General features: G+C 45.1%; 13 protein-coding genes. 9 read left to right on the top strand and 4 right to left on the bottom strand.

Annotated elements, in window-relative coordinates; all coding sequences use genetic code 11:
* Positions 1-150: 150 nt before the first annotated feature.
* Positions 151-1,050, top strand: coding sequence for a DUF1002 domain-containing protein (locus tag AXG56_RS17945; protein WP_008636347.1), 900 nt, complete (start codon positions 151-153; stop codon positions 1,048-1,050).
* A gap of 39 nt (positions 1,051-1,089) precedes the next feature.
* Here the strand turns inward: AXG56_RS17945 and AXG56_RS17940 are convergent, their stop codons facing one another.
* The gene (locus AXG56_RS17940) at positions 1,090-1,671 is read right to left on the bottom strand and encodes a cytochrome c oxidase assembly protein (RefSeq protein ID WP_008636346.1); all 582 of its coding nucleotides are present in this window, start codon (positions 1,669-1,671) and stop codon (positions 1,090-1,092) included.
* A 141-nt stretch (positions 1,672-1,812) separates the two neighbouring features.
* Between AXG56_RS17940 and AXG56_RS17935 the strand changes: the two genes are divergently transcribed.
* On the top strand, positions 1,813-2,610 hold the full coding sequence (locus AXG56_RS17935; RefSeq protein ID WP_008636345.1) for an alpha/beta fold hydrolase: 798 nt from the start codon (positions 1,813-1,815) through the stop codon (positions 2,608-2,610).
* Here AXG56_RS17935 and AXG56_RS17930 read toward each other — a convergent pair.
* Together AXG56_RS17930 and AXG56_RS19585 are read right to left on the bottom strand one after the other, a co-directional pair.
* The gene (locus AXG56_RS17930; RefSeq protein WP_062515749.1) at positions 2,591-4,006 is read right to left on the bottom strand and encodes a hypothetical protein; all 1,416 of its coding nucleotides are present in this window, start codon (positions 4,004-4,006) and stop codon (positions 2,591-2,593) included. The two genes, AXG56_RS17935 and AXG56_RS17930, sit on opposite strands and share 20 nt — an antisense overlap.
* A 224-nt stretch (positions 4,007-4,230) precedes the next feature.
* Positions 4,231-4,407, bottom strand: a complete 177-nt coding sequence (locus AXG56_RS19585) for a hypothetical protein (RefSeq protein WP_008636343.1) — start codon at positions 4,405-4,407, stop codon at positions 4,231-4,233.
* 112 nt (positions 4,408-4,519) lie between these two features.
* On the opposite strand from AXG56_RS19585, the gene AXG56_RS17925 reads away from it, so the two are divergent.
* The 7 genes from AXG56_RS17925 (at position 4,520) to AXG56_RS17895 (ending at position 12,134) form a co-directional block, all read left to right on the top strand.
* Positions 4,520-6,634 (top strand): bifunctional diguanylate cyclase/phosphodiesterase, encoded by a 2,115-nt coding sequence (locus AXG56_RS17925; RefSeq protein ID WP_008636342.1) that lies wholly within the window; start codon positions 4,520-4,522, stop codon positions 6,632-6,634.
* 84 nt (positions 6,635-6,718) lie between these two features.
* On the top strand, positions 6,719-7,315 hold the full coding sequence (locus tag AXG56_RS17920) for an NUDIX domain-containing protein (RefSeq protein ID WP_051348840.1): 597 nt from the start codon (positions 6,719-6,721) through the stop codon (positions 7,313-7,315).
* Positions 7,316-7,375: 60 nt separating this feature from the next.
* Complete coding sequence (locus AXG56_RS17915; RefSeq protein WP_026577023.1) at positions 7,376-8,518, top strand: PLP-dependent aspartate aminotransferase family protein; 1,143 nt, start codon at positions 7,376-7,378, stop codon at positions 8,516-8,518.
* Between the two features lie 445 nt (positions 8,519-8,963).
* Complete coding sequence (locus tag AXG56_RS17910) at positions 8,964-10,205, top strand: dicarboxylate/amino acid:cation symporter (protein ID WP_008636333.1); 1,242 nt, start codon at positions 8,964-8,966, stop codon at positions 10,203-10,205.
* Between the two features lie 220 nt (positions 10,206-10,425).
* Positions 10,426-10,989, top strand: a complete 564-nt coding sequence (locus tag AXG56_RS17905; protein WP_062515748.1) for an RNA polymerase sigma factor — start codon at positions 10,426-10,428, stop codon at positions 10,987-10,989.
* Positions 10,982-11,773, top strand: coding sequence for an anti-sigma factor (locus AXG56_RS17900; protein ID WP_062515747.1), 792 nt, complete (start codon positions 10,982-10,984; stop codon positions 11,771-11,773). Before AXG56_RS17905 ends, AXG56_RS17900 begins: the two co-directional genes overlap by 8 nt.
* A gap of 139 nt (positions 11,774-11,912) precedes the next feature.
* Positions 11,913-12,134, top strand: coding sequence for a hypothetical protein (locus tag AXG56_RS17895; protein WP_008636328.1), 222 nt, complete (start codon positions 11,913-11,915; stop codon positions 12,132-12,134).
* Here AXG56_RS17895 and AXG56_RS19580 read toward each other — a convergent pair whose 3' ends face one another.
* The gene (locus AXG56_RS19580; RefSeq protein WP_161484935.1) at positions 12,135-12,293 is read right to left on the bottom strand and encodes a hypothetical protein; all 159 of its coding nucleotides are present in this window, start codon (positions 12,291-12,293) and stop codon (positions 12,135-12,137) included.
* Between the last annotated feature and the right edge of the window lie 52 nt (positions 12,294-12,345).

Raw genomic sequence — 12,345 nt, 5'->3', positions numbered from 1 at the left:
CAGAATAATTATATAGGTAGTGAAACTTTTTCTATGTATCATACGTCTACTTAGGCAGCCCGTGTTATGCTGGAATGGAGGGCGGGTATAATCGTTGGGGATCTCCACATACAATGGAGGGATAACCATCGGAAATGAGGAGCTTGAAAAATGATAAAACGTATAGGTATATGGTTCACGATTGTCACGTTGCTCACGCTTGCAGTACTACCTATGACCAGTTATGCGTCGACAGGCGACCAGGGAATTAACGAAAAACTAGGTCTGCCGATCGTCGTTTACGGGGAGGCGCTGTCCCCGGAGCAGAAAGCGGAAGTAAAAGAACTGCTTGAAGTCGATCAGCATGATCAGGTGGACGAGTTTACGGTCAATGGGCAGGATCTTAATGAATATATTGGTGGAAATCCGAATGCGAATATGTATTCGTCCGTGAAGATTATCCACAAAGAAGATTCCGGCCTTCATTTGGAAATCGTAACACCTGATAACATAACACAAGTAACGAAAGAAATGTACACAAACGCTTTACTGACAGCAGGGGTGGAGAACGCAGATGTGCTCGTTGCATCCTCTGTGAAAGTATCTGGACATTCCGCACTTACGGGTATTTATAAGGCGTATGATGCCAAAGGCGTCAAGCTTGATAAGGAAAGAATGCAGGTAGCGAGTGAGGAACTGGATGTCGCTACATCTATTGCCAAGGAATCCGGAGTAGACGAAGCGAAAATCAGTGAATTATTGACAGAGATTAAGAAAGAGATTGCCGAGCAGGACCCGGCAACGAAAGAAGAAGTGGAACAAATCGTAGAGGAGAAACTTAACTCCCTGAACATCGAACTCAGTCCGGAAGATCGGCAGCGGCTCACGGATTTGTTTGAGAAAATGAGGGATTTGAACATCAATTTTGACGCAGTGAAGAACCAACTGGACGATCTTACAGGCAATATCAAAGACCTAGTTCAGGATGAAGGGTTCTGGGAAAGCTTGAAGAATGCTATTCTCAGCTTCCTGGAAGCGATCGTCAATTTCTTCCGTAATCTGTTCAGTTAAATATCTAAATGAAAAAGCCTCCCGGCAAGGGGGGCTTTTTTAGGTAATGGCTTTTATATCTTTTAGGATTTGTTCTTTGGGAACAGCAACGTCTCCTTTATATTTTTTCAGGACTTTTCCGTTTTTCCCAACAAGGTAAAAAGCATTGCTGTGGGTGACTTGATCATTTCCTTCTGTTTTAACAGCAGGGGTCTGAAAGCTTTCCTGAGCGAAATCTGCGATCTGCTCCTGGGTGTACTCCGTAACAAATGTCCAATTATCGAGGGAAGCACCGTTTTTTAATGCAAATTCTTTTAATTTATCCGGTGTGTCGACAGTGGGATCGACGCTGAATGTAACGATCTCTGCATCGATACCTTCTTGTTTCAACTGCTGTTGTACCTCTGACATATTTCGTGTCAGCGGCGGGCAGTCCGTATCGCAGCTTGTGAAGACAAAATCGGCCAGCCACACCTTGCCTTTCATTTCTTCTGTGGAAAAGGCCTTTCCTTCTTGTGTTTTTCCTTCAAATGATTGTACTTCTATATCTAATGTATCCTCCAATTGTTTGGAGCCGCAGGCAACGAATATACATGCTGGTACGGCTACGAACAACACGAAGATAAACAGGCGCCGTTTCATGATGTTCCCCTTCCAGTTACGTCATACGTTTATGTAAGCACAGCATAAAACAGGTGTCAATTTTGTTCCGGCGGGCAACATAAAATCTCTAATATAAAGGAAGACTAAGGCTCCATGACTATATGATTAGGGGATGAAACCATGCCTTATTATACGAATGAAGAAGGAGTTCGTTTATTTTATGAAGAGGTTGGGAAGGGGCAGGCGCTTGTCTTCATCCATCCGCCCGGGATGGGGAGGAAAGTCTTTAAATTCCAAAAGGAACTTTCCTGTGACTTTCGAGTGATTTTTCCTGATTTGAGCGGAAATGGAGATTCTGATCTGGCGACAGACCGACCGGATATAAGCTGGTATGCAGGAGAAATCCTGCAGCTTCTGGATCATTTGAGGATTCAGCAGGCTGTGGTTGTAGGGTATTCCTGTGGAGGGATGGTTGCGCAGGAGTTCGCATTGACTTACCCGGAACGGTTGACAGCCCTCATCCTTGCCGGAGGTTTCCCAAAAGTGAGCACAGGTGGTCTGAAGTTTGAATTCTACGGGGGAATGAGCTGGGTGGAGAAAAGCCCGGAAACCCTTGCCCGACTTCTCAGCCACTCTCATTTCCGTGATGAAACCATTAAACAGGAGCTGAATGACCACATGGCGAAGTCCAACCCCTCTGCCTGGCACTCGTTCTACGATCGTGCGCTTCACTATGACTGCAGTCACCGTGTCGGCCTGATCGATAAACCGATGCTCCTTGTGTACGGTAGTAAGGAATTTTGGATAAGTGAACATTCCAAGTACTATCACCCATGTCCCAACGCAAGAATGTATGTCATCGAAAATGCTTATCACCAGACTCCCGCCACTCACTATGACCGCTTCAATGATGAGGTTCGGCATTTTGTGAAAGGTCTTGGCACACCTCAATCATCCGTCATTTCCGATGGAAAGTGAAGGAATGGTCCAGCTTCTGCGTGTAGACTACTTTTTCAACGGTGATTTTTAAACGGTCGGATTGATCGAATTCATGAAGGCCGAAATCTATATTTCCTTCATCCTGGTACCCATGCAGGAATCCGTCGATGGATTTTCCATCTTCACTGCTTATAAAAACATCTTTCTGCTGTTCGGCAGCTTCCGGACCTGTGTTTTCAGACATAGCTCCGATAACTTTGGACGGCTGGTCCTTCGAATGGGGATCATAGAACAGTTCCGCGTTCATATGCTCATTCCCGTGCTTGTCCACTCGGCGTAAAATGATGTCTGTATCATGAATCTCTGCTATCTTCTTGTTGGCGGTCCATGTCTCATGATCCGAGGTTCCTTTAAACTTATTCATATCCACTTCAAACGAATAGGGATGGATTTCCTTAAAGTGTACTTGTTGTAATTGGAAGGTAACTTCGTCTGGAATTTCTGAGAAGGGTGGAAAATAACCCTCGTAGACACCTTCTTTTAAACGATGAATATAAGGGACGATCGTATAAGATTCCCCTGCATTTGTTTGGATGATCCCCTCCAGGGACTCATTGAACGCTGCTCCCGGGTCCTCCATGCGGAAACGGATGCTGTTAGACAGGACGCCGGCTTTTAGTTCCATTGGAGTGAACGTTACACCATGTTCCGTATAGGACTCGGTTGTTTCATAAGTGGCGAGCAAATGGCTGTCTTTGTCATGGAGATAACGAATCGGCATCGCTTCGGTTTCTATTCGTTCTCCACCTATCCGAATACCGATAGAAGTTTTCAGGGTTTCATCGAAATCATGTACTTCTTCCGGGATGTTCTCATACCCCCAGTCCTGTTTCGAAATGGCTGGTAATTGTAACGACCCATAGACGCGATTCTGGAAGATTACTGCATTGTCGGAATCAATCGGGACTGATAAACCGGGAAGCGTCTGGGTATCTATGGCCTTATTCCCTTGAATCGTAACGGATTCGATCATTGGAGAATAGCTGTGGTTCTTAGAATCTTTATCGATTAGTGCGGACAAATCCAGACTATACATAACTGTAATGGTACGGCCGTTATGCCACACCTCATTGATCTGCATTCTTCCATCTCTGCCGGGGACAGGAGACGATTGCGCTTCCTTTACAGTTAATCCGTTCTGTCTGGCCGTCTTGAGGCTGGGATTTAGACGCTCGTAGAAATGATCGACAGCATCTTCATTGTCTACTTCGGGTAAAGTGATCGGCAGTTCATCCAAATTCACATCTTTTGCTTTCCTCATTGGTTTGGAATCTGCTTCGTGAGAGACTTTGATTGTCCCTCCCTCCATCCAATAGGCTCCTGCAGCAACTACGAGCACTGCTGCCAATAGAAGCATCCACTGAAATCTCTTCATCCGCAAGGTCTCCTTCCTGCCATTTTATACCTTTATTTTATCAGAAACCGGCAGGTGTGAGGGAAGAAAACAAGAAGTGGTTTTATCGGGGAGGTCGGGCTGTGGAGAATTGTTCTTCTATATATTAAATATATTCATTTCCATATATGTAGGAGGTTTATTATTCTTTTATAACCTCTTATGTTTCACGCCGGCCAGAAGAAAAACGGCTCTATGAGAGCCGCTTACTTCGATTCTTTATCGGAATAATGATGAAAGAGAGCGTCGCTTTCGGAATGATCTTCCGCTTGTTTTTCTTCATCAGGAGCAAATGCTTTGTCCAGCCGGGGCTTCTTGTTGAATAGTTCTGCTGCCTCATTGCTCGTTTCTTGTTCCTTTTGTTTCTTAGGTTTGTTATTCATGGGTGATCCTCCTTTTTTATAGTATTCCTTCACCGGATGTGATTAAACTTCCATCTGGAAATTCCGATAAGTAAAATGTGAGGAAAATATCTTTCGGAGTAGGTGAACGGTAATGGCTCAGATTGCGGAACACCCGTGGAAGACGCTCAAACAGCTTTCCATACCTGTCTGGTTCTATCAGCTTAGTGATGAGAAGATATATTTGAATGAACCGTTGCAGGAAATGCTTGGAATAGAATTGGCCGTCATGGATAAACAGCAGGTGAAGGAGAAGCTTCATGAAGAGGACTGGTCATACTTTGAGCGACTGGCACGTTCGGAAAGATCGGAACGAATTTTGGAATTCGACTACCGTTGGAGTAACGGAGGAGAGAGCCATTGGTTCAAGGATATCGTTCATCCTTTTTATAATGAGGTCGGAAACAGGATCGGCTATTCAGGTATAGGAGCGACGGACCGGATTTATCAAATGGATCTTGGCCGGATTAAAAACGCTATCGTCGAAATAGGGGAAGGGTTCCTGCGCTATAACGGGCAGGCGTTCTTTGATTTCCTCGTGAAATATTTAGCGGCCGTTCTCCAGGTTAATACTGCCTTTATCGGGGAATGGAAGGGGCAGCAGAAAAACGAATTGTTCGTTTCTTCGATTTTTCATAAAGGGGAGACGTCTAATGGAGATACATACCAGGTAGAGGAATCGCCTTTGGAACTGCTTGCTACTTCCGTCGACTGTTTTTACCCGAGCAGGGCTCAGGAATACTTTCCTTCCGCAAGTATTTTGAAGCGTTATGAAGTAGAAAGCTTCCTGGGCAAAACTTTGATGAGTTCAGATCAAGAACCCATCGGAGTATTAGCTGTTATGGATCAACGGAAACAGACGAACAACCCAATGATCCGTCCTCTGCTTCAGATATTTGCAGATCGTATTGCAAACGAGATGTCTAGGATTCAAACAGAAGAAAAACTGGAAGTGCTCTCCCGGTATGATTCTCTCACCGGGCTGCTCACTAGAAACTATTTCTCTGATATATTGCCCGGCGCGTTGGAAGAATCGGCGATCCTTCTGTTGTTTGATATTGATAATTTCAAAATGATCAATGATTCCTGGGGACATGCAAAAGGAGATGAACTGCTCCGTCAGTTCGCCAGCTATTTGAGGAAGACATTTGCGAAACAGGAATGTGTCTTGTCCAGAATCAGCAGTGACGAATATGCTGTCCTTATTCGGTCATCGATTACGTTGGAAGACGTTTGCCTGCTTGGAGAACAGATCATTCATTCCATGCGTCGCCCTTTCATCATTGAAGGAAAAGAGTTTTATACGACCGTAAGCATAGGAATAGCAACCTCCACGCCCGATTCCGGTGATGCAGAGGAAGTGCTGAGACGTGCTGATGCAGCCATGCACAAGGCGAAGCGGAACGGCAAGAACCGATATGAAATTTATGATTCCAGGATGGGAGAACAGATGAGAGAGGAACTTCAACTGAAGCAGGCCCTTCACCAGGCGCTTGAAGAGGGGGAATTCCTTCTTTATTATCAGCCCCAGATTTCCGGAGAAACGCTTCAAGTTAAAGGGTTTGAAGCTTTGATTCGCTGGAATCATCCCGAGCACGGCCTTCTATCTCCTCATCATTTCATTAGTCTTGCTGAAGAGACCGGCATGATTGTGGATATTGGAGAATGGGTGCTGCGGGAAGCTTGCAGACAGGCGAAGCAATGGCAGGAATATGGAGAACCCCACTTGAAGGTGGCCGTCAACTTGTCCGCTTATCAGTTTGCTGATGTGGCTTTGACCGATAAGATCATGGGGGCATTGACTGCCTCCGGCCTGGCTCCGGAAAGCCTGATCATAGAAATTACGGAAACGATGGTACTCCAGGACTTCGACCGCAGTATTGAGACGCTGAACACCTTGAGAAACAGCGGGATTTCCATTCATTTGGATGATTTCGGTGTCGGATTTTCCTCCCTCAGCTACCTTCATCGTCTTCCTGTAGATGCGATCAAAATCGATCGATCTTTCATTAATCAGATAGACAGCGACAGGAACGAGGTCGTGATCGTCAATGCCATTATCAGTATGGCTCAGAGTCTCGGCCTTGATGTGATAGCAGAAGGGGTGGAGCGCAAAGAACATATTGTGTACCTGCAGGAAAAGGGTTGTTATGACTATCAGGGGTACTTCTTCAGTAAACCAGTCCCAGCGGAATGCGTAAGCTTATGAGGCTTGCGCATTTTTTATGGAGAGTACACAGCCGGCGTCTGCTACTATTAATAGGGATAGACATAAAGAAGAGGGGTAGGTCCAGTGAAAGAATACCTTACTATATTTAATGAAGATGGTTATACAGCAGGAACAAAAGAAAGAGCTCTCGTCCATATGGATGGGGATTGGCACGAAACGTTCCATTGCTGGTTTTATGATCCAAAGCAGAAATCGATCTATTTCCAACGGCGTTCTGATGATAAAAAGGACTATCCAGGCCTCTACGACATAACGGCGGCCGGGCATATAGAAGCGGGAGAAGGACTGTTATCGGCAGGTTGCCGGGAAATTAACGAAGAACTTGGGTTGGACATAGCCCCGGATGATTTGATCAATTCTGGCTCCTTTAAAGAAGTGCTTATAGACGGGACCGTTATAGACAGAGAAATATGCCGGGTGTTTCTTTATGTAGTAGAAGAGCCTCTTGCCTGGATGATCGGGGAGGAAGTGCAGGACGTTGTCAGGCTTTCTTTTCATGACTTTAAATCATTGGCTGCGGGCTTGGAAGAGGAGAAAGAGGTTGTTTCTCTTTTATCCGGGAACGTTAGTCATGCGGGAAAGGAAGCGTTCGTACCTCATGAACCGGGCTACTTTCGATTTATAGAGTCTGTTATAAACCGATATGTCGAAAAACTTTGACAATAATCTTTTTGAATCGCTATAATTTGTGATTAAGCGGTATAAGAGGAGGAAACGTGAATGAAACCTACTTCATTTGATACAAAAGTTGTTCATTATAAACAAGATCAGACGGAGGTGCAGAATAGTAAGCGCACCCCCATTTATCAGACTTCTGCCTTCACATTCAAAGATCTTGACCATTTAGAAAGTTATTATGAAGGAGCAAGTCCTTATCTCTACTCCAGAGAAAGGAATCCAAACACGGATGAACTTGCCGGTACGGTAGCAGAATTAGAAGGTGCACCGGCAGGGGTTGCCACATCTTCCGGTATGTCGGCTATTCTCGCAGGTATTCTCGGCGCAGCTAAACCCGGTGATCACATCATTGCAGCAGAAGATCTTTACGGCGGTACGCACTCTTTGATTACGAAGGAGCTTGCAACCTTCGGGATTGAAGTGACGATGCTTGACTTCACTGATTTGGAGGGTGTGAAAGCAGCCATTAGAGAGGAAACCAAATTGTTATATACTGAATCCATCTCTAATCCATTTTTGAGGGTGGAGAATATGGAAAGATTGGTAGAGCTGGCTCAATCTCATGGTATCAGGACAATGGTTGATAATACGTTTGCGACCCCTTACTTACTGCAGCCATATTCTATGGGGATCGACCTCGTCGTACATAGCGGAACGAAATATATAGGCGGTCATAGTGATGCTACATGCGGCGTCCTGGTCGGCGATGCTGACCTCATTCAAGCAGCTGCGAAAAAAGTCGTCACACTCGGAGCAAACTTAAGTCCGTTTGAAGCTTGGCTCACCCAACGCGGGGCGAAGACACTCGGTCTGCGAATGAAGAAACAGTCAGAGAATGCGAAGCAGGTAGCGGAGGCGCTCCGGAAACATAAAGGTATTGCGAAAGTCTTCTATCCCGAATATGTATCCGAACGAGGGAATGGGGCCATTGTCACAATTGAACTGAATGAAAGCGTAGACGTACATGCCTTCTTCCGTTCCCTCGGTTGGATCAAAATCGCTCCGACACTCGCAGGGGTGGAGACAACCTTGTCCTATCCTATCCGAACGTCGCATCGTGCACTTTCCGATGCAGAGCGGTTAAAGATCGGCGTTAATGACTATGTTATCCGACTGTCCATTGGAATTGAAGACAGTGAGGATATCATTACTCAGCTCACCCATTCTGTCGAACAGGCCTTGTAATCTCCCCCCCGGATATCTGTGATGGATTTCCGGGGTGTTTTTTTATGCAACGGCATCGAAGTATATGCATGTTCCAATGGAATGTCATAAACTTGTGATAAATTTAAAAAATTCTCATAATATGGTTAGGACTAGTCATGACAGCATTTCGCCGGCCGGTGAAGGGAGATTATCATTCATGTTCATTTAGTTGTATAGCAAACTACCAGCAAATTCTATTCACCATTTACAATTTATATGCTATAATCCATAGTAGCATGTTTCTACCCACGTTGGTTGCAACCATCTCTTTGCGGGCTTTCATGGCCCGAATCACGAAAAACCCCTTTTATATCATGTATCTCACATCGTGCTTGCAGCACTAAGCTTTCTATCATTTTTATACGACTTGTATTTATAATAAAATAATAGGAAAGCGTTTTCATAATGTTTAGGAGGTAACGCCATGAAGTTGACAACGAAAATATTCATAGGTTTGGCTCTTGGTGCCATCGTAGGTCTGGCACTGCACATAGCTGCACCGGATTTATTTGGAACGCTTGATACGTATGTATTCAGCCCCTTGGGAACTGTGTTCCTGAATCTGATTAAAATGCTTGTCGTACCGATCGTATTCTTCTCTATTACACTCGGTACAGCTTCTTTAGGAGATCCGAAGAAGTTGGGTAGAATCGGAGGGAAGACCATTGGTTTCTTCCTGATTACGACTACCATTGCTATTGCGATTGCTATTGGTCTTGCTTATTTGTTCCAACCAGGAAATATTGATATTAATACGGCCGGCGCCGAATATGAGTCGCAGGAAGCGCCTAGCGTCGTTGAAACATTTACAAGTATTATTCCGACCAATCCGATTCAGTCCATGGTTGAAGGAAACATGCTGCAAATCATTGCCTTCTCTATTTTTATTGGTTTTGCCCTTGCGATGCTTGGTAAGAAAACGGAAGGTGTATTGAAAGTGATCGAGCAGGGGAACGAAATTATGATGTACCTTGTTAACTTGATCATGCGCTTTGCTCCATATGGTGCCTTTGGTCTTTTGGCATCTGCCATCGGAACGATGGGAATTGACGGAATGAAAGCGATGGCTATGTACATGTTTGTTGTAATACTTGCTCTATTCATCCATGGCCTTGTGACATATGGAGGAGCGGTGAAGTTTCTCGGTAAGATGAGTCCAATTAAGTTCTTCAAAGGATTCTTCCCTGCCATGACGGTCGGATTCAGTACGTCCAGCAGCAGCTCGACGCTTCCGATTTCGATGAAGACGGCTCAGGAGAATTTGAATGTTCCAAAACCGGTCAGCAGCTTCGTACAGCCTCTTGGAGCGACGATCAACATGGATGGTACGGCTATTATGCAGGGTGTTGCAACTATTTTCATCGCCCAGGTGTATGCGACGGATTTGTCCTTCGGTCAGTTGATTATGGTCGTCCTGGTTGCCGTGCTTGCTAGTATCGGTACAGCCGGAGTTCCGGGTGTAGGGCTTATCATGCTTGCTATGGTATTGAATCAAGTGTCTCTACCGGTTGAAGGAATCGCCTTGATTATTGGTATTGACCGTCTTCTTGATATGACTCGTACAGCGCTTAACATCACTGGTGATGCTGCGTGTGCGGTCGTTGTAGCAGAGTCAGAGAAGAAACACGGAATAGAAGAAGAACCTGTGCGTGCTGTAGAAGCATAATCGATACGAAAAAAAAGAGCAGCCTTAGGCTGCTCTTTTTTTGTTAGTATGTCTGTGTACCCTTGATGGAAGGGGGATAAACCATTTCTTTATGTAAATTATGGAGAAAAGTGATCCATCCGTTTATTTCATACGATAGCTGTACAGCATCACTCTATCATAGGATATTGACCTGCTCCCTATGCTATGATGTTGATAACCACCATAAAGGGAGTGTGCTATGAGCCAACGTGATTCTCTGTTATATCATCAAATGCTTGAAGGGGATAAGGAAGCACTGGAAGCCATTTACGATCGGTATGAAAAGCTTTTATACTCCTTTGTCATCAAGCTGTCGGGTGATCCAACATTAGCCGAAGAAGTGTTGCAGGAAGTATTTCTAAAGTTATGGACAAAGAAAGCAAGATACGAGGAATCGAAGGGGAAATTCTCCTCTTGGATCGTTACCATCACTCGGTATACAGCTATTGATATAATACGTAAGACAAATAAAGAGCACGTTTCTTTAGAAGAAGAAACGGACGTACCGGACCGAGGTACGGAAACGACGGAAGATCTGGTGGAATGGAAAGAACGTGGAGACAGAGTGAGGGCAGCCGTCAGCCTTCTGTCGGAAGAGCAAAGGAATATGGTGCAATTATTCTATTTTAAAGGACTGACCCAGCGGGAGATTGCAGAAAAGACCGGTCTCCCCTTGGGAACGGTAAAAGGACGGGTGCGATTAGCGTTGAAACACCTGAAGAGGCAGTTATCATCAGAGAAAGGAGGGGTTCGTGATGTCTAGACTATGCGATGAATTAATGGATTACTTCAATGGCCATCTTAGTGAGCAGGAGAAGATGGAATTTGAAGAACATTTGAATACATGCAGCGAGTGTAGAGAAGAGCTGGAAGAATTGCAGGAGTTAACCGGTGAGCTTCCTTTTGCTTCTGATCCTATCACCCCTCCGGATGACATGAAAGCACGTGTTTTAGGAGAAGTCTTCCAGCATGAGCAGGATGGAAGGGGAGATTCTTCTGTTATAGAAGAACATTCCGAAAATGTCCTTCCGATCTCGAAGAAGAAAGAACACGCATTTGGAGAAGTGAAGAGGAATAAGAAATCTTCGTGGTTTGTCAGAGGGCTCGTGGCGGCGTTGATTGTATCGCTTGCCGGTAACGTATGGGCTTTAATGAATGAGGAAAAACAGATAGTGCAACAGGAACCTGAAGAAATTTCGGACAGTACAGACGAAGTCCTTCGCAAAGTTACGCTTCAGGGGGAAACGACGACAGCAAGCGCATCCGCAGCAATGGTTCGTCAGTCAGAAGGGGAAGTCCTCAGTCTGCAGGCAGATCAACTGGAGCCTCTGGACGGTGAGGAAGTGTATCAGGTGTGGCTGATCAATGGAGAGACGCCGTACAGGGCCGGTACCTTTAAAGCTAATGAAAGTGGAGAAGGAGCGGTTACGTATAATATGGAACAGCTGCCTGAAGATACAGAGTGGGATATGGTCGCTGTCTCCAAAGAGCCTGATGCTTCAAGTGAAACACCACAGGGGGAAGTAATTTTGAGTGCAGGATTATAATGATGAAAAACAGGCAGCTGTGGCTGCCTGTTTTTTTGTTAGCTCCAGTTTTGGACGAGGCTGTCGAGGAGGATGGACGTGTAGATGCGGAGACTCATGGGTATAGTAGAAAATAGTTAACTTAGGAGGAGTGAGTGGAATGTCTTATTCAGTAACGTTGCAGAAAATCCTGCTTTTAACAGGGATCGGAGTAATCATCGGTGCCATTGTCGGTTTTACGGCCGTGCTGGGCTTCGATTTAGACGGTTCCATATTTGTAATATCGATGTTCCTCAGTATCATGAGTGTTTACTCCACCGCCATGTACGCGGAACTCTACCATATCAGGGAAGCAATTAATAAACAGCGGAAAGGTTTATAACTATAGCAGGTCGGCGGCAAAACTTAAAACCAAAACCGTGATATACAAGACTACGAGTATGGTAATCAGTACGTATGTCTTGATGGTCAATCTCCTGAAAATCATGAAAAAAGTAGCCAGGATGACGCTGATGATGAAAAACCAGTAAAATTGTTCCATATGTTTTCCTTCCCCCTCGGCCCTATCATACCACGGTATGTATCTACTTTCC

This window comes from Halobacillus sp. KGW1 (assembly GCF_001592845.1).
Taxonomy (GTDB): Bacteria; Bacillota; Bacilli; order Bacillales; family Halobacillaceae; genus Halobacillus.
The sequence above is the reverse complement of the archived record's forward strand: the minus strand, read 5'-3'. Positions and strand labels throughout refer to the sequence as shown.